Below are 17,045 nucleotides of genomic sequence, written 5' to 3'. Positions count from 1 at the left end.
TCAGCGGGTCACCTCAGCGCGTCGATCACCTCCCGCGCGGCCCGCTCGCCCTCCGTCGCCCCGCCTTCCATGAAGCCCTGGAAGTCGTACGAGCAGTGCTCGCCGCCGATGTGGACGTTGCCCTGGGCGGTGCCCTCGTAGCCGGCGTACCGGTGGAGGTAGCCGACGGGCCAGCAGGAGTACGCGCCGAGCGAGTACGGGTTCTTGTGCCAGGCGGAGAGCTGGGCCCGGCCCGTGTACGCCCTTGAGGTGCCGGGGAAGAAGGCGTCGATGCCCGCCAGGTAGCGGGTGACGAGGCTCCGTACGTACGGATCGGACTCCGTGGAGAACGGCCCGGCCGGGTTCAGTGCCTTGGCCAGGCTGCCTCCGCCGTACTGGATGAGGATGCCGCCGGTGCCGCCCTGGATCTTGGTGGTGTCCCAGGTCTGCTGGACCTCGGTGTCGGTGAAGCAGTCGCCCGCGGAGACGCCGGGCCAGGCGCCGGTGCCGCGCCAGGGGCGGGTGCCGAACTGCATGTTCAGCTTGGTGCAGTGCCCCATCCGCGCGTCGCGCAGCAGGTTCCTCATGAGTGGGTCGAAGCCGGCCAGGGAGAGGTCGAGCTGCTTGAGGATCGGCAGCGGGAGACAGAGGACCGTGTGGTCGGCGGTGACGGTCCTGGTGGCGCCGGCCTCGGTGAAGGTCAGCGTCTGGGTGCCGTCCGCGTTGGCCCGTACGGCGGTCAGGGACCAGCCCTGGCGCAGGGTGCCGGGGGCGAGCGCCCCGGCGATGGCGTTCGGGAGCCGGTCGTTGCCTCCGATGATGTGGTACCGCTCGTTGGACAGGCCCCAGATGTTGAAGTTGCCGGGATTGGTCTGGTAGCCCATGAGCAGGACGAGGGCGAGCGAGGACTGTTCGGTGGTGTCGGCGCCGTACTCGACGTTGTAGGCGACGTCGATGAACTGGCCGAGCGGGGAGGCGTGGCCGCCGGGCACCCGGGTCTCGATCCACTCGTATATCGACATGTTGTCGAGTGCGGTGCCGGTGGGAGTGGTCTGGTTCCAGAGGACCTCCCCCGCCTCGGAGAGGTCGCGGCGCAGGGCCTGGTAGACCGCCTTGAAGTCCTCGTCGGCCTGGTGGCGCGGGTAGTAGGCGCCGTCGAACCAGAGGACCTCCTCGGCCCCGATGGGTCCGCCGCCGAGGAAGTCCTCGACGTCGAGGCCGAAGCGGCGGCAGAGTTCGAGGATCTTCTTGTGGCTGGTGTCGATCAGCTCGCCGCCGATCTCGGACGTCTGGCCGTACGCCCAGTGGGCGCGCTGCGTCCACATGCGGCCGCCGACCCTGGACGGGTTGGCCTCGTACAGGACGGGGCTGACGCCGGCGTCCTGGAGGGTGAGGGCGGCGGTGAGGCCGGAGATCCCGGCCCCGACGACCGCGACCCGGGCGGTGCTGTCGAGGGGCCGGTCGGGGGTCGTGGCATGGGCGGGGACGGCGGCGCCGGCGCCGACGCCGACGGCGACACCGGCCGCCGCGGCGTACTTGAGCAGGGTCCGGCGCCCGGGGGCGTCGGCTCTCATGCCGCGGAGCTCGTCGACGGGGAGGCGGAGCCGTCGGGCGTCGACGTGCTCGGCGGCGAGGCGCTTCAGGAGGTGCATCGGGTTGGTGCGTGCCATGGGGCGCTCCTGGAGGAGGGAGGGGGATTCAGCTCTGGGACACGGGGGCGGCGGCGGGTTCCGGGCGGGGTTCGTCGTCGCGCTCGGCGGCGTCCTCCAGGACGATCCGGCCGATGATCTCGTACCGCTCGGGCCGCTTGGCCTTGAGGTAGAAGCCGAGGCCGAGACCGCCGAAGAAGACGAGGCCGACGATCCAGGGGATCGCCTTGAAGAAGAGGGAGTCGGCGGCGAGACCGGCCGCCGTCTCCATGTTGATGACCAGCAGGACGACGACCGCGATCATGCCGACGCCGCCGAGGAGCGGGGCGGTGAGGGTCTTGAACCAGTGCCGGTCCTCGGGGTGGTTCTTGCGGAAGTAGCCGATGACGGCGAAGGAGCAGAGCGTCTGGACGATGAGGATCGCCATCGTGCCGAGGATCGCGAGCAGCGTGTAGAGGTGGATGTACGGGTCCTGGCCGGTGAGCCAGAAGGCGGCGACGAGGCCGACGGCGATCGCACTCTGCACGTACGAGGCGATGTACGGCGAGCCGTGCCTGGCGTGCGTCCGGCCGAGCGCCGGGTGGAGGAAGCCCTCACGGCCGATGGCGTACAGATAGCGCGAGGCGCACTGGTGGAAAGCCATTCCGCAGGCGAAGGAGCCGGTGAGCAGCAGCCACTGGAAGGCGTCGACGGCCCAGGCGCCGATGAAGCTCTGGGTGGGCGCGAAGAACAGGTCGAGCGGCGAGGAGGAGGCGGACAGCTTCACGGACCCGGCGAGGCCGTTGCCGGCGATCGTCATCCACGAGACGTAGATGTAGAAGACGCCGACGCCGATGACCGAGATGAGGGTGGCGCGCGGGATGACCTTCTTGGGGTCGCGCGACTCCTCGCCGTACATGGCGGTCGACTCGAAGCCGACCCAGGACCAGAAGGCGAAGAAGAGACCGAGGCCCGCGGAGGTGCCGGTGAAGGCGTTCATCGGGTTGATCGGCTCGACGGGGATGCCCTCGGGGCCGCCGCCGGCGATGAGGACGGCGGTGGCGACCGCGAAGAGGACGGCGATCTCGGCGATCAGCATCACGCCGAGCGCCTTGGCGGTCAGGTTGATGTCGAAGTACGACAGGACGGCCGTCACGGCGAGCATGACGGCCGCGTACAGGATCCACGGCACGTCCACGCCGAGCTGGTCGGCGACCGTCGTCTGGGCGAAGTACGCGAAGACGCCGACGATGGAGGCCTCGAAGACGATGTACGCGAGGACCGCGAGCATGCCGGACGCCATGCCGGCGATCCGGCCGAGGCCGTGCGAGATGTAGCCGTAGAAGGCGCCGGCGGCCGTGATCCGCTTGGCCATGGCGACATAGCCGACCGAGAAGACGGTCAGGACGAGCGTCGCGAAGAGATAGCCGGCGGGTGCGCCGGTGCCGTTGCCGAAGCCGACGGCGATGGGGAGGTTGCCGGTCATCGCGGTGATCGGGGCCGCGGTGGCCACGGCCATGAAGACGACGCCGACGAGCCCGACCGAGTTGGCCTTCAGCCGGTGGACCTCTGGGGTGGAGTTCTCTGCCATGGCGCGAGAGCATCCTCGCGAGTGACGCAGGCCACAATCGACAGGCGGTCGCGCAATTCAGGCCAGGGCACGACGAGTTGTCGCCCTGGTGTGCGAAGTGTCCGGTCCCGTGACCGTGGGGTGATGTCCCCGCAACACGGACGCGGGTAGCGTCCGGCCCCATGGACAGTCAGGGCGGGATCACCGTGCAGCGGGCGCTCGAACTCCCGGGGCTGCGCGGCGGGCTCCCGGAGGTCGTCACCGGCGCCGACCGGCTGCACCGCACGGTGCGCTGGGTGCACGCGGGTGAGGTGCCGAACATCGCGTCGCTGCTCAAGGGCGGCGAACTGCTGCTCACGACGGGGCTCGGTCTGGGCACGCGCCCGGCCGAACAACGCGCTTTCGTCCGCCGGCTCGCGGACCGGGGCATCGCGGCGCTCGTCGTCGAACTCGGCCCGCGGTTCGCGCGCCTCCCGGCGACGATAGTGGAGACCGCGCGGGCGGCCGGGCTGCCCCTGGTGCAGCTCCACCGCGAGGTGCCGTTCGTCGCCGTCACGGAGGAGATCCACACCGAGATCGTCAACGGCCACTACGCACTCCAGCGGCAGGCCGAGGAGGTCCACCGGCAGTGCACGGAGGCGCTGCTCGGCGGCGGTGGGGTTCCGCAGGTGCTGCGCATCCTCTCCGACTTCGCCGCCAACCCGGTCTTCCTGGAGACCGCCGACGGACAGCTGCTGTACGCGGCGGGCACCGAGTCCGCTCCCGCCGACCCGCTCCAGGTGTGGGACGGGCTGCGCGGTCAGCGGGCGGCCCGCGAGTCCGGCCCGCCCACCGGCACGGTCCTCGTCGACGTGCCCGGCGGCGGCCCCGGTACGGGCTCGGTGCGGGCCCGCCTCGTGCTCCTCTCGGTCTCCGGGCCCCTCTCCCCCGTGCACCGGATGGCGGCCGAACGCGCGGCCGGTCTCCTCGCGGTCGTCCTCATGCAGGCCCGCCAGGAGGAGGAACTGGCCGCGCGCGGCCGGGGCGACTTCCTCACCGACCTGGCCGAGGGCAGGATCGCGGCCGAGGACGCCCCGGCGCAGGCCCGGGTCCTCGGCTTCAAGCCGGGCGAAGGCCCGCTCCTGCCGGTGGTGATGCGGCTGGCCTCCGAGCTCTTCCCCTCGGGCAACTGGGCGCTCCTCGCCCGTGCGGTCCTGGAGGAACTGGCCTCCGTCGGCGTCCCGGCGCTCCTGGGCGTCCGCCCGGTGGAAGGCCGAGTGCCTCTTTTGTTGGGTCTCCGCTCGGAGTCGGAGCGCACGGCGGTAGCGGACCGGGTCGCGGCGGCGCTGCGCGCGGGCGTGGAGCGGGCCGGCCTCGAACGCGCCGGGGTGCACCCGCCGGTCGTCGTCGTGGGCGTCGCGGGCAGCTGGGCGGCGGCCTCGGCGGGCCTGCGGCACGCGGCGGAGACGGCGACGGCGGCGCAGGGCCTCTCGGAGCTTCCCTGGTACGACGCCCGCCGCCTCGACATCGACCTGCTGCTCTGGCGGCTGCGCGAGCACCCGGACCTGGCGGCGTTCGTGGACCGCGCGATCGGCCCCCTGAGGGACCACGACCGGACGTCCCGCCCGCCGCTCCTGCCGACCCTGGAGACGTATCTGGCGCACGCGGGCCGCAAGGCGGAGACGGCCAGGGAACTCCACCTCAACCGCCAGACCCTCTACAACCGCCTGGCCCGCATCTCCGAACTCCTGGGCACGGACCTGGACGACCCCCAGACGGTCCTGGCCCTCTCCCTGGCCCTGAGGGCCCGCCGCCACACGCCCTAGGAGGTGGGCGGGCGTTCCGCAGGGCGGAACGCCCGCCCGCGAACCATTCGGCTCCTGGCCCCCCTCACCGCCCCACCACCTCGTCGTACACGCTCAACACATGCGCCACGGTCTCGTCCTCCGTAGGCCACGTCCCCGCCTGCACGCGCCCCGCCGCCGCCAGATCCATCCGCCGCTCCACGTCCTCGAGCAGCCCCCGCACCGCCCCCGCGAGCGCCGCCGCGTCCCCGTACGGCACCAGCTCCGCGGCGTCCCCGACGAGTTCCGGTACGCCTCCGACCGCCGTGGCGACGAGCGGCACACCGAGCCGCAGCGCCTCCTGCGCCAGCAGGGACCGCGCCTCCCAGCGGGACGGGAGCACGGCCACGTCCGCCGCCGCGAGCAGCTCCGCCACGTCCTCACGCCGTCCGATCAGCCGCACCGGCAGATCCTCCTCGGCGATCCGCCGCTGGAGGGCGGCCCGCGCGGGCCCCTCACCCGCGATGACGAGGAGCGGCTGCGGGTCGAGCTCCCGCCACTCCCGGGCCGCGTCGAGCAGCGTCCGGTAGCCCCGGCCCCGTTCGAGCGCGCCGACCGCCATCAGCAACGGCCGGTCGACGGCGCCGAGTTCAGCGCGGGCCTTGCCGTCGTGGAGGCAGACGGGCCCCCGCGCGGCGGGCACGGTGACGGGTGCGAGCCGGGCGTCCCGGGCCCCGCGCCGCCGGGCCCGGTCGACGAGTTCGGAGGAGGTGGCGAGGACGACGGTCGCGGCCCGTACGGTCCTGCGTTCCAGGAGCCGCAGCATCCCGCCGCGCGCCCCGTCCACGTGGACCCGGCTGTCCCAGGTCGTGACGAGCGGCGCGCGACCGCCGCTCCCGCCCACGCCGGACAGCGCGAGCGCGGCCCGTACGGACGCCGGAAGCCCGTGCGCGTGGACGACATCGGCCCCGATGCAGGCGTTACGGAGGGCGGTGACCGTCGCTGGGTCGCCGAGGCGCGGCAGGGGCACGAAGTGCGCGCCGACGCCCAGGTAGTCGTAGACGCGGTCGAGTTCGGCCGGGGCGCACACGGTCACCCGCACGCCCCTCGCCACGAGCCCCGAGGCAAGTGATCGGACGTGAGCGCTGCTGCCCGCGCTGTCGCCGCCCAGCACTTGGACCGTACGGAGCTGTGTCACGCGCCCAAGGATGCCAGCACGAACCCCTGACCGTACGCACGTTCCGGCAGCGAAATGGCGTCGTTCCCCCGCACGGGAGGCGTACCGCTCCGGGACTCACCCCACGGGTTCACTCACTCGGGTGAGCGCGCGAGACGGCCTCGCACTCCCCCCAGGTAGCGGCGGCGATCAACGCGGCCGCGTGCGCGGCGAGTCCGAGCCGCCCGTTCCCGACGGCGATGGCGCTGCCGAGGGCGGCACCCAGCGCGTGCGCGCCCGTGTCGCCGAGCATGGTGCGCTCACCGAGGTCGTCCCCGAGGACCGCCGCGGCGGCACCCATCGGTGCGGCGGCGAGCGGACCGCGCAGCAGCCCCGGCGCGCCGATCGCGAGCACGGCGAGACCCGCGCGCCCCGGCCGTACGTCCACGAGGTTCACCAGATGGGCGGTGCCGGCGATGACGACACCCGCGAGGACCTTGTCCACGGCCCTTTCCTTGAGCAGCGCCCCGGCCACGAGCGAGGCGGCGCCGATGCCGAGGAGCTTGACGGCCCCGCTGGTCACCTCGCCGTCCCGCAGCGCCGCCAGGTGCGCCCGGAAGCCCCGCCGGTGGTCCTTCCTTGCGTCGTCGTACGCCCCGCAGGCCCCGGCGGCCAGCACGGCGAACGCGGCGGGCCCGCTCCCGGTCCCGAGCGCCGCACCGAAGGCGACGGCGGGTCCGGCGTACAGGTCGACGCTCCGCCCCGCGTGGTTCGTCCGGGTCCACCGGTCGTTCTCCGGGGCCCGCCGCAGCCCCTCGTACACCGCCCGGCTCACGCCCGCGGCGATGCCGAGGGCGGCGAGGCGTCTCACGCGTCCGCCCGCGCCGTCGCGAGCAGCTCCTCCGCGTGGGCCCTGGCCGTCTCCGAGTCCTCCTGGCCGGCGAGCATCCGGGACAGCTCCCGCACCCGCTCCTCGCCTTCCAGGACGGTGACGCCGGACCGGGTCACGGACCCGTCGTTGGTCTTCTCCACGAGCAGCTGACGGTCGGCGAAGGCCGCGACCTGCGGGAGGTGGGTGACGACCACGACCTGGGCGGTCCTGGCGAGCTTGGCGAGCCGGCGGCCGATCTCCACGGCCGCCTTGCCGCCGACACCGGCGTCGACCTCGTCGAAGAGGTACGTCGGCACCGGATCCACCCCGGCGAAGACGACCTCGACCGCGAGCATCACCCGGGACAGCTCACCGCCGGACGCGCCCTTCGCGATGGGCCGCGGCGGGGCGCCGGGGTGCGGGGCGAGCAGCAGCTCGACCTCGTCGGCCCCGGACGGACCGTACGCGACCCGGCGGCCGCCGACCTCGACGCCTTCGGGGTCCTCGGCCTGCCGGATGTCGAAGGACACGCGCGCGTGGGGCATGGCGAGCGAGGCCAGTTCGGCGGTGACCGCCCCGGCGAACCGGTCGGCCGCCTCCGTACGGGCGTCGGTGAGCCGCTGCGCGAGCACCGACAGGTCGTCGCGCAGCCGGTCCCGCTCGGCGGTGAGTTCCTCGATGCGGTCGTCGTCGCTGTCCAGCTCGCCGAGCCGGCCCGCGCTCTCCTCGGCCCACGCCAGGACCGCGGCGATGTCCTCGCCGTACTTCCGGGTGAGCTGGGTGAGGGCCGCGCGCCGCTCCTCGACGGCGGCGAGCCGCAGCGGATCGGCGTCCAGGTCGTCGGCGTATCCGGCGAGCTCGGTGGCCACGTCACCGAGCAGGATGGAGATCTCCCCCATCCGGTCGGCGAGTGCGGCGAGCGCCGGGTCGTGCGCCCGTACGCCCTCCAGGGCCCGTCCCGCGCCCGCGACCAGGGTCGTGGCGTCGATGGACTCGGGATCCTCGGGCACGCCCGCGAGCGCGGCGTGGGCGAGCGCGGCGGCGGAGGCGAGCGCCTCGGCGTGCCCGAGCCGCTCCGCCTCGGCGGCGAGTTCGACGTCCTCCCCGGCGCGCGGGGCGACGGCCTCGATCTCGCCGAGCCCGAACCGCAGCAGATCGGCCTCCTGGGCCCGCTCCCGGGCCCGGGTGGTGATCTCGTCCAGCTCTCCGGTGACGGCGCGCAGCCGCCGGTACGCCTCGCCGTAGGCGGCGAGCGGTACGGAGACGGCCTCGCCCGCGTACCGGTCGAGCGCACCGCGCTGCCGGGCGGGCTTGAGCAGGCCCTGCTGGTCGGTCTGGCCGTGGACGGCGACGAGTTCGTCGGCGAGCTCGGCGAGCAGCCCGACGGGCACGGAGCGCCCGCCCAGGTGGGCCCGTGAGCGTCCCTCGGCCGAGACGGTACGGCTGACGAGCAGGACGCCCTCGTCGAGCTCCGCCCCGGCCTCCACGGCGCGTACGGCGGCGGGCGAGCCCGCGGGCACGCTGATCCGCCCCTCGACGACGGCCGAGGCCGCGCCGATCCGCACCAGGGCCGGGTCGGCCCGGCCGCCGAGCAGCAGCCCGAGGCTGGTCACCACCATGGTCTTGCCCGCACCGGTCTCACCGGTCACCGCGGTGAAGCCGGGCGACAGCTCGACCACCGCGTCGTCGATGACCCCGAGCGACCGTATCCGCATCTCCTCCAGCACGCCCCAGACCATACGAGGTTTCCCTGCCGCGACGCGACATCGCCCCCGGACGTCACCCTCCGGCGCGCCGATCGTTGACGGCGTGCCCTCCCCGAGCGGGATCAGTGCGGGGCGCCGCGCCAGCCGGAGACGGGCAGGGCGAACTTGGCGACGAGCCGGTCCGTGAAGGAGGCGTGGTGGAGCCGGGCGAGCCGGACCGGCACGGCACCCCGCCGCACCTCGACCCGCGCGCCCGCGGGGAGTTCCACCGTCCGCCGCCCGTCGCACCACAGCACCCCGTGCGGTGTGTGCGGCTCGACCTCGACGGCGAGGACCGACTGGGGGGTGGTGATCAGGGGCTTGGCGAAGAGGGCGTGGGCGCCGATCGGGACCATGAGCAGCGCCTCGACCTCCGGCCAGACGACCGGGCCGCCGGCCGAGAAGGCGTACGCGGTGGATCCCGTGGGTGTCGCGCAGATCACCCCGTCGCAGCCGAAGCCGGTCACCGGGCGCCCGTCGATCGCGAGGACGACCTCCAGCATCCGCTCCGGGGACACCTTCTGCACGGCGGCCTCGTTGAGGGCCCAGTCGCGGTACAGGACGTCGCCGTTCTCGTAGACGGCGACGTCGAGGGTCATCCGCTCCTCGACCTCGTACGCCCTCGTCACCACACGGTCGACGACCTTGTCGAGGTCGTCGCGCTCGGCCTCCGCGAGGAAGCCGACGCGGCCCAGGTTGACCCCGAGCATCGGGACGCCGGAGGCGCGGGAGAACTCGGCGCCGCGCAGCAGCGTGCCGTCGCCGCCGAGGACGACGAGGAGTTCACAGCCGTCGAGGGCGTCGGAACAGGCCTCGGGGACCTTCTCGACGGACGGCGGCAGCGGCAGGTCCGCGGCCTCGGCCTCCAGGACCCGGACGCCGATGCCGCAGCGCAGCAGTCCGAGGACGACCAGTTCGGCACTGCGCACGGCGGCCGGCCGGCCGGTGTGCGCGAGCAGGAAGACGGTACGTGGTGCGGTCTCTGATGCTGCTGCCGTTGAGCTCAACGAGGTCCTTCCGCCACGGCGCGGTCGACATCCGCCGGATCCAGCGCGGGCGCGCCTGCCCGCAGCCACAGAAAGTACTCGACGTTGCCCGAGGGTCCCGGCAGCGGGCTGGCGGTGACGCCCAGGACACCGAGCCCGAGCTCGGCGGCCCGCCGGGCCACGTTCTTCACGGCGTCCGCGCGGAGTTCGGCGGAACGGACGACTCCGCCGGTGCCGAGCCGCTCCTTGCCCACCTCGAACTGCGGCTTCACCATCAGCACGAGGTCGGCGCCCGGCGCCGTGCACGCGACCAGGGCGGGCAGGACGAGACCGAGCGGGATGAAGGACAGGTCGCCGACGACGAGGTCGACGGGGACGCCGTCGATCGCTTCGAGTGTCAACTCGCGCACGTTCGTGCGGTCCTTCACCGTCACGCGCTCGTCGCTCTGCAGCGACCAGGCGAGCTGTCCGTAGCCGACGTCCACGGCCATCACGTGGGCGGCGCCCGCGCGCAGCAGGACGTCGGTGAAGCCGCCGGTGGAGGCTCCGGCGTCCAGGGCGCGCCGGCCCTCGACCTTCAGCCCCAGGGGGACGAAGGCGGCGAAGGCTCCGGCGAGCTTGTGGCCGCCGCGCGAGACGTAGTCGGGGTCGGAGTCGTCCGGGACGACGACGATGGCCGCGGCGGTCTCGACCTGGGTGGCGGACTTGGTGGCGACGGTCTTGCCGACGGTCACCCGGCCCGCGGCGATCAGCTGGCCGGCGTGCTCGCGCGAGCGCGCGAGCTTGCGCCGGACCAGCTCGGCGTCGAGACGGCGACGTGCCACTCCTGCCACGGTGGGTTCAGCTCCTGTTGTCGTACGGACGAGGGGCGGGGTGCGCGTCGAGCGAGGTCAGCTCCGCACGCAGTCCACGGTGTACATCCTCGTACACCTCCAGGTGTCCGTCCGCCGGGAGGTGGTCCACCTCGGCGAGACGCTCCAGACGGGCGTCGACGCCGGGATGCCCGGTGGGCTCCCGCCCGACCCCGAGCGGCGCCGGCGCGGCGGGTTCGTGGGCGCCCTGCGGAGCCGCCGGGTCCGCGGGCTCCGGTTCGGGAAGCGCGTCGTTCATGCACCCGACGCTACCGCGAACGCCTGGGGTACGGTCGACGGCGATGGCGACGATCACGGAGTGCCGCACGGCACTGGACAGACTCTCGGACGGCCTCGCGCGGGCGGACGGCGACGTGCGCGGGGCCGCGGCGCTCGACCGCACCCTCAGCTGCCACATCACCGACCTGGACACCACGTTCACCGGCCGTCTCGCGGACGGCCGGATCCTGGTGGAGTCCACGGCGGACGGCCCCCCGTCGGCCAAGGCGCAGATCCGGCTCGCGATGACCGGCGACGACCTGGTGGCGATGGTGGACGGGCGGCTGAACTTCGCGAAGGCCTGGGCCTCCGGCCGCGTCAGGCTTGAGGCGGGCTTCCGCGACCTGCTGCGGCTGCGCTCACTTCTGTAGCGCGGGCTCCTGCGCGGCCGCCTCGGGCGTCGCCACGGGCCGCGGGACGCGGGTCTTGCGCCCGGCGGGCACGACGAGCGGCGTCCCCGTCTCCGGGTCGTCGATGACCTGGCAGCGCAGCCCGAAGACCCGCTCCACGAGCTCGGCGGTCACGACCTCGGCCGGCGCTCCCTCGGCGACCACCTCGCCGTCACGGACGGCGATGAGGTGGGTCGCGTACCGGGCCGCGTGGTTGAGGTCGTGCAGCACGGCGACGAGCGTCCGCCCCTGGTCCTCGTGCAGCTCGGCACAGAGGTCGAGGACGTCGATCTGGTGCTGGATGTCGAGGTACGTGGTCGGCTCGTCGAGCAGGAGCAGCGGGGTCTGCTGGGCGAGCGCCATGGCGATCCAGACGCGCTGGCGCTGACCGCCCGAGAGCTCGTCCACGTACCGCTCGGCCAGCTCGGCGACCCCGGTCGCCTCCATCGACTCCCGTGTGACGCGCTCGTCCTCGGGCGACCACTGGCGCAGCAGCCCCTGGTGGGGGTAGCGGCCACGGGCGACGAGGTCGGCGACGGTGATGCCGTCGGGCGCCACGGAGGTCTGGGGCAGCAGGCCGAGGGTCTTGGCGACCTTCTTGGCGGGCAGGGAGTGGATCGACTGCCCGTCGAGCAGCACGCGCCCCTCGCTGGGCTTCAGCATCCGGGAGAGGGCGCGGAGCAGCGTGGACTTGCCACAGGCGTTCGGCCCGACGATGACGGTGAAGGAGTTGTCGGGGATCTGGACGGACAGCTCGCGGGCGATGACCCGCTGCTCGTACGCCAGGGTGACCGATTCCGCGCTCAGCCGCTGCTGCCGACCGTCCATGACCCGTACTCCCGTGCCCTCAGCCCAAATGAAGTTAGGTTAGCCTACCCAATTTCAGATCCCGAGCCGTGCGAGGGCCTTCTCCGCGTCCGGTACGGCTCCGACGGCGTCCGCCGCCGACCAGGCCGCCCCGCACAGGGCCCGCACCCCGTCCATCACGTCCCCCGCGCCGACCGCCGAACCCTCAGGCCCCTCGAGCACCAGCGAACCGCCGCTCACCGACGCCCGCCACACCCCGCACACGAACCCGTCCCCGTCGGCGACGACCTCCGGCTGCCCCACGAGCATCCCCCGCAGATCAGCCGCCACATACGTCGGCCGGTGCTCCGGCACCGCCGCCAACAGCTGCGCCACATCGGTCACTCCGGTCAGGACGAGCAGCGAGTCGACCCCACCGTTGAACGCGCCCTCGATGTCCGTGTCCAGCCGGTCCCCGACCACGAGCGGCCGCCGCGCCCCCGTCCGCAGCACCGTCTCCCGGTGCATCGGCGGCAGCGGCTTCCCCGCGACCTTCGGCTCCACCCGGCCGCCCGTGGCGATCCGCACGACCTCGACCGCCGCGCCGTTGCCCGGCCCGATCCCCCGCGCCCCGGGAATCGTCAGGTCCGTGTTGGACGCGTACCACGGCACCCCCCGCGCCACCGCGTAGGCAGCCTCCGCGAACCGCCCCCACGGCATCTCCGGCCCCCCGTACCCCTGCACGACCGCCGCCGGCTCGTCGTCCGCCGACTCCACCGGCACCAGACCCCGCTCGCGCAGCGCCACCCGCAGCCCCTCGCCGCCGATGACCAGCACCCGCGAGCCGCCCGGCACCTCGTCGGCGATCAGCCGGGCCACCGCCTGGGCCGAGGTGATCACGTCCCCGGCCTCCGCCGGCACCCCGAGCTCCGTGAGGTGCTCCGCCACCGCGCCCGGCGTCCGCAGCGCGTTGTTGGTGACGTACGCCAGGTGCATCCCACCGGCCCGTGCCGCCCCCAGCGCCTCCACGGCGTACGGAACGGCCACCCCGCCCGCGTACACGACACCGTCCAGATCCAGGAGCGCCGTGTCGTACGCCTCGCTCAGCGGCGCCGCGCTCCCGCCAGGCCGCTTCCTGCCGCCGCCCTGCTGTCCCTGGCCGCTCCGCACCGTCACCGCACACTCCTCGCCTCACCGGGTGGAAAACTCCCCCGCTCCCCCGATCATCGCTCATCACCACCGCCCACTTACGATGACGAGATGAACACCTCAGGTCACGCGGCCGCTGACGTCCGCGACGCCGCCGCCGGGCTGCGCCTGGCCCCGTTCCGCGGACTCCGTTACGTCCCCGAACGCGTCGGCAGTCTCGCCGCGGTGACGTCTCCGCCCTATGACGTCGTCGTACGACCTGACGGACTGCTGCATCTGGAATCGGCCGATCCCCACAACATCGTCCGGCTGATCCTCCCGCAGGCCATCACCGCCGGGACCCGCCACCGCAAGGCCGCCGTCACCCTCGACCGCTGGCTCGCGGACGGCGTGCTCGCCCCGGACCCGGAACCCGCGCTCTACGTGTACGAGCAGCGCGGCGACGGCATCCTCCAGCGCGGCATCATCGGCGCCCTGGAGCTCTCCACCCCGGCGGAGGGAGTCGTCCTCCCCCACGAGGACGTCATGCCGCACGTCGTCGAGGACCGCGCCGCCCTGATGCGCACCACGGCCGCGAACCTGGAACCCCTGCTCCTCACGTACGTGGACGGGGACGAGGACGGCGCCAACGCGGTCATCGAGCGGACCGTCCAGCGCACCCCGCTGCTCTCCACCACCACGGAGGACGGCTTCCACCACCGCCTCTGGTCGGTCACGGACCCCGCCGAGCTCGCCACGATCGCGGGCGGCCTCTCCCGCCACCAGGCCCTCATCGCCGACGGCCACCACCGCTGGGCGACGTACCTCCGCCTCCGCGAGGAACACCCCACGCCGGGCCCGTGGAACTACGGCCTGGTCCTCCTCATCGACAGCGCCCGCTACCCCCTCCGGGTCCGCGCGATCCACCGTCTCCTCAACCGTCTGCCGCTGTCGGACGCCCTGGCGGCCCTCGACGGCCGCTTCCGGGTACGCCGCGTCGACCGCCCCCTCCCGACGGCCATGGAGTCCCTGGCGGCCGCCACGGCGGACGGAAACGCCTTCCTCCTGGCCGGAGACGGCGGATTCCACCTCGTCGACAGGCCGGACCCCGCCCTCCTCGACCGGACGATCCGCACGGACCGCCCCGAGGCCTGGCGCACCCTGGACGCGACGGTCCTGCACTCCACCCTCCTGGAGCACGTCTGGCAGATCCCGGACGCCTCCGAGGACATCAGCTACATCCACGACACGGAGGCCGCGGTCGCCCAGGCGGAACGCCGCGGCGGTACGGCGGTCCTCATGCACCCGGTGCGCGAGGAGGTCGTACGGGACCTCGCCCGGCAGGGCGTCACGATGCCCCGTAAGTCGACCTCCTTCGGCCCGAAGCCGGCGACGGGCCTGGTCCTGCGAAGCCTGGCGCTGGACTGAGACCCACGGAGAACGAAGAAAGGCGGCACCCGGAGGGTGCCGCCTTTCTCATTCACACATCAACGAGTCAGCCCTTGTCGCCGACGCTGTCGTCGCTGTCGTCCTCGTCGAGGTCCTCGTCATCGTCATCGTCAAGGTCGTCCTCGACCGCGACGACGTCGTCCGACTCCTCGTCCGTGTCGTCGAACGCGTCGACGAACTCGACACCGTCCATCTCGGCCAGCCGGTCCGAGGCGTCCGTCGCCCCGTCCTTGTCGGCCTCGAGGGCCTTGGCGAACCACTCCCGCGCCTCGCGGTCACGGCCGGCGGCGAGCAGCGCGTCGGCGTACGCGTACCGCAGACGCGCGGTCCACGGGTGAACGGCGCTGGAGGCGAGCTCGGGGCTCTGCAGCGTCACGATGGCCGCGTCGAGCTGCCCCAGGTCCCGGCGGGCGCCGGCGGCCACGAGGCGCATCTCGACCTGCCCGGCCTTGTCCAGCTTCTGCACCTCGGCCTCACCGGCCATGGCCAGCGCACGCTCGGGGCGGCCGAGACCGCGCTCGCAGTCGGCCATGACGGGCCACAGCTCGACACCACCGCTCATCCGGCGGGCGGCACGGAACTCGGCCAGCGCCTCGGAGTACTTCTGCGTCGCGTACGCGGCGAAGCCGGCGGCCTCGCGCACGGCGGCGACACGGGACGCGAGCCGCAGGGCGACCCTGGAGTACCCGTAGGCCCTCTCCGGGTCCTCGTCGATCAGCTGGGCGACCATGACGAGGTTGCGGGAGACGTCCTCGGCGAGACCCTTGGGCAGGCTCATGAGCTCCTGGCGCACATCCGGGTCGATCTCCTCACCGGTGACCTCCGGCGGGATCGGCAGCCGCTTGATGGGCGCGCGGTCACTCCGCTCCCGGTCCCCACGGTCGTCACGGCGCGCGTATCCACCCCGGTCGTCCCGGCCCCGGAACCCACCGCGCTCGCCACCGCGGTCGTCGCGACGGAACCCACCGCCACGGCTGTCCCCACCACGGTCGTCACGGCGGAAACCACCGCCACCACCCCGGTTGTCGCCACCGCGATCGTCCCGACGGAACCCGCTGCCGCCACGGTCGTCACGCGGGAAGGAGGGGCGGTCGTCACGCCGCTCGTCGCGACGGAAGCCGCCGCTGCGGTCATCACGCGGGAACGAAGGCCGGTCGTCCCGACGGAACGACGAAGGCCGCTCATCACGACGCTCATCACGACGGAACCCACCACCACGGTTGTCACCACCGCGATCGTCACGGCGGAAACCACCGCCGCCAGCCCGGTTGTCCCCACCACGGTCATCGCGACGGAAACCGCCGCCACCACCCCGGTTGTCGCCACCACGGTCGTCACGGCGGAAGCCGCCGCCACCACGGTTGTCGCCACCGCGATCGTCACGCGGGAACGAAGGCCGCTCATCGCGACGGAACCCACCACCACGGTTGTCACCGCCACGGTCGTCGCGACGGAAACCACCGCCGCCACCACGGTTGTCCCCACCACGGTCGTCACGACGGAAACCGCCGCCACCACCACGGTTGTCCCCACCACGGTCATCGCGACGGAAACCACCGCCACCACCACGGTTGTCGCCACCACGGTCATCACGCGGGAACGAAGGCCGCTCATCGCGACGGAACGACGAGGGCCGCTCATCGCGCCGGAACCCGCCGCCGCCACCACGGTTGTCGCCACCACGGTCGTCACGGCGGAAGCCGCCGCCACCACGGTTGTCGCCACCGCGATCGTCACGCGGGAACGAAGGCCGCTCATCGCGACGGAAGCCACCGCCGCCACCACGGTTGTCACCGCCACGGTCGTCACGGCGGAAACCGCCGACGCCACCACGGTTGTCGCCACCACGGTCATCGCGACGGAAACCGCCACCGCCACGCGTATCACCGCCGCGGCTGTCACCGCCACGGTTGTCATCGCGACGGAAGCCACCGCCGCCACGCGTGTCACCGCCGCGGCTGTCGCCACCACGGTTGTCATCGCGACGGAAACCGCCACCGCCACGCGTGTCACCGCCGCGGCTGTCGCCACCACGGTTGTCATCGCGACGGAAGCCACCGCCGCCACGGTTGTCACCGCCACGGTCGTCACGGCGGAAACCACCGCCGCCACCACGGTTGTCGTCCCGGCGCGGTCCACGGAAGCCGCCCCGGTCACCGCCGGCACCGTCCCTGCGTCGCGGTTCGCGCTCCGGACGGTCGTCGGGAGAGTTGGTGGACATCGACGTGACTCCTGTCTTCGGGTACTGCAGTCATTCTCGCGCAGCCGGCACTCTGCCGCGCATCGGAAAAAAGTCGAGCAAAAAACAAAAGGACCCCTGGTCCCAGCGTGAACGCTGGGACCAGGGGTCCTGAAGAATTGTTCGGCGGTGTCCTACTCTCCCACAGGGTCCCCCCTGCAGTACCATCGGCGCTGAAAGGCTTAGCTTCCGGGTTCGGAATGTAACCGGGCGTTTCCCTAACGCT

At 73.1% G+C, this 17,045-nt stretch carries 14 protein-coding genes, 1 rRNA gene and 1 pseudogene; 3 read left to right on the top strand and 13 right to left on the bottom strand.

The features are described from left to right. Window positions 1-8: 8 nt before the first annotated feature. Window positions 9-1,649: a flavin monoamine oxidase family protein gene (locus tag ACZ4VK_RS19910; protein ID WP_468353686.1), complete on the bottom strand. Its 1,641-nt coding sequence runs from the start codon at window positions 1,647-1,649 to the stop codon at window positions 9-11. Window positions 1,650-1,677: 28 nt separating this feature from the next. After that, window positions 1,678-3,198 carry an APC family permease gene (locus ACZ4VK_RS19905; RefSeq protein WP_468353685.1) on the bottom strand — a complete coding sequence of 507 codons (1,521 nt, stop codon included), beginning with the start codon at window positions 3,196-3,198 and terminating at the stop codon, window positions 1,678-1,680. Window positions 3,199-3,359: 161 nt separating this feature from the next. Between ACZ4VK_RS19905 and ACZ4VK_RS19900 the strand changes: the two genes are divergently transcribed. Continuing rightward, entirely contained in the window at window positions 3,360-4,982 is a 1,623-nt protein-coding gene (locus tag ACZ4VK_RS19900; protein WP_468353684.1) for a PucR family transcriptional regulator, read from the top strand. 64 nt (window positions 4,983-5,046) lie between these two features. On the opposite strand, the gene ACZ4VK_RS19895 is transcribed toward ACZ4VK_RS19900, so the two are convergent. From ACZ4VK_RS19895 to ACZ4VK_RS19870, 6 genes are all read right to left on the bottom strand, one after another. Beyond that, complete coding sequence (locus ACZ4VK_RS19895) at window positions 5,047-6,138, bottom strand: glycosyltransferase family 4 protein (RefSeq protein WP_468353683.1); 1,092 nt, start codon at window positions 6,136-6,138, stop codon at window positions 5,047-5,049. 109 nt (window positions 6,139-6,247) lie between these two features. Next, window positions 6,248-6,967: a hypothetical protein gene (locus ACZ4VK_RS19890; protein ID WP_468353682.1), complete on the bottom strand. Its 720-nt coding sequence runs from the start codon at window positions 6,965-6,967 to the stop codon at window positions 6,248-6,250. Further along, a complete protein-coding gene (gene recN, locus ACZ4VK_RS19885) occupies window positions 6,964-8,706 on the bottom strand; it encodes a DNA repair protein RecN (protein WP_468353681.1) in 1,743 nt (580 codons plus the stop codon). The genes ACZ4VK_RS19890 and recN overlap by 4 nt, the downstream gene beginning before the upstream one ends. A gap of 89 nt (window positions 8,707-8,795) precedes the next feature. Continuing rightward, window positions 8,796-9,719, bottom strand: coding sequence for an NAD kinase (locus tag ACZ4VK_RS19880; RefSeq protein ID WP_468353680.1), 924 nt, complete (start codon window positions 9,717-9,719; stop codon window positions 8,796-8,798). Then, window positions 9,716-10,531: a TlyA family RNA methyltransferase gene (locus ACZ4VK_RS19875; RefSeq protein ID WP_468353679.1), complete on the bottom strand. Its 816-nt coding sequence runs from the start codon at window positions 10,529-10,531 to the stop codon at window positions 9,716-9,718. The genes ACZ4VK_RS19880 and ACZ4VK_RS19875 overlap by 4 nt, the downstream gene beginning before the upstream one ends. Before the next feature lie 7 nt (window positions 10,532-10,538). Beyond that, window positions 10,539-10,808 carry a hypothetical protein gene (locus tag ACZ4VK_RS19870; protein WP_468353678.1) on the bottom strand — a complete coding sequence of 90 codons (270 nt, stop codon included), beginning with the start codon at window positions 10,806-10,808 and terminating at the stop codon, window positions 10,539-10,541. A gap of 43 nt (window positions 10,809-10,851) precedes the next feature. Here ACZ4VK_RS19870 and ACZ4VK_RS19865 point away from each other — a divergent pair, with 43 nt between their 5' ends. Continuing rightward, on the top strand, window positions 10,852-11,199 hold the full coding sequence (locus ACZ4VK_RS19865) for an SCP2 sterol-binding domain-containing protein (RefSeq protein ID WP_468353677.1): 348 nt from the start codon (window positions 10,852-10,854) through the stop codon (window positions 11,197-11,199). Here ACZ4VK_RS19865 and ACZ4VK_RS19860 read toward each other — a convergent pair. Then, entirely contained in the window at window positions 11,188-12,045 is an 858-nt protein-coding gene (locus tag ACZ4VK_RS19860) for an ABC transporter ATP-binding protein (RefSeq protein ID WP_468353676.1), read from the bottom strand. The genes ACZ4VK_RS19865 and ACZ4VK_RS19860 overlap by 12 nt on opposite strands. 54 nt (window positions 12,046-12,099) lie before the next feature. Further along, window positions 12,100-13,179: an HAD hydrolase-like protein gene (locus tag ACZ4VK_RS19855; protein ID WP_468353675.1), complete on the bottom strand. Its 1,080-nt coding sequence runs from the start codon at window positions 13,177-13,179 to the stop codon at window positions 12,100-12,102. Between the two features lie 84 nt (window positions 13,180-13,263). Here ACZ4VK_RS19855 and ACZ4VK_RS19850 point away from each other — a divergent pair, with 84 nt between their 5' ends. Beyond that, on the top strand, window positions 13,264-14,559 hold the full coding sequence (locus ACZ4VK_RS19850; RefSeq protein ID WP_468353674.1) for a DUF1015 domain-containing protein: 1,296 nt from the start codon (window positions 13,264-13,266) through the stop codon (window positions 14,557-14,559). A 67-nt stretch (window positions 14,560-14,626) separates the two neighbouring features. Here ACZ4VK_RS19850 and ACZ4VK_RS19845 read toward each other — a convergent pair whose 3' ends face one another. From ACZ4VK_RS19845 to rrf, 3 genes and pseudogenes are all read right to left on the bottom strand, one after another. Then, a complete protein-coding gene (locus ACZ4VK_RS19845) occupies window positions 14,627-15,418 on the bottom strand; it encodes a tetratricopeptide repeat protein (protein WP_468354316.1) in 792 nt (263 codons plus the stop codon). A gap of 438 nt (window positions 15,419-15,856) precedes the next feature. Continuing rightward, window positions 15,857-16,801, bottom strand: a pseudogene (locus tag ACZ4VK_RS19840) (hypothetical protein); the annotation flags it as partial. Window positions 16,802-16,940: 139 nt separating this feature from the next. Then, window positions 16,941-17,045: ribosomal RNA gene (rrf, locus tag ACZ4VK_RS19835) — 5S ribosomal RNA — on the bottom strand; the annotation flags it as partial.

It is taken from the genome of Streptomyces sp. NPDC028711 (assembly GCF_055565415.1).
This window is presented reverse-complemented; position numbering and strand designations above follow the sequence as displayed.

What these genes read in the sequence shown, in the direction of transcription:
- ACZ4VK_RS19860 (WP_468353676.1), bottom strand. Translation starts at nt 12,045, where the DNA reads ATGGACGGTCGGCAGCAGCGGCTGAGCGCGGAATCGGTCACCCTGGCG.
- ACZ4VK_RS19870 (WP_468353678.1), bottom strand. Translation starts at nt 10,808, where the DNA reads ATGAACGACGCGCTTCCCGAACCGGAGCCCGCGGACCCGGCGGCTCCG.
- recN (WP_468353681.1), bottom strand. Translation starts at nt 8,706, where the DNA reads ATGGTCTGGGGCGTGCTGGAGGAGATGCGGATACGGTCGCTCGGGGTC.
- ACZ4VK_RS19865 (WP_468353677.1), top strand. Translation starts at nt 10,852, where the DNA reads ATGGCGACGATCACGGAGTGCCGCACGGCACTGGACAGACTCTCGGAC.
- ACZ4VK_RS19910 (WP_468353686.1), bottom strand. Translation starts at nt 1,649, where the DNA reads ATGGCACGCACCAACCCGATGCACCTCCTGAAGCGCCTCGCCGCCGAG.
- ACZ4VK_RS19850 (WP_468353674.1), top strand. Translation starts at nt 13,264, where the DNA reads ATGAACACCTCAGGTCACGCGGCCGCTGACGTCCGCGACGCCGCCGCC.
- ACZ4VK_RS19905 (WP_468353685.1), bottom strand. Translation starts at nt 3,198, where the DNA reads ATGGCAGAGAACTCCACCCCAGAGGTCCACCGGCTGAAGGCCAACTCG.
- ACZ4VK_RS19900 (WP_468353684.1), top strand. Translation starts at nt 3,360, where the DNA reads ATGGACAGTCAGGGCGGGATCACCGTGCAGCGGGCGCTCGAACTCCCG.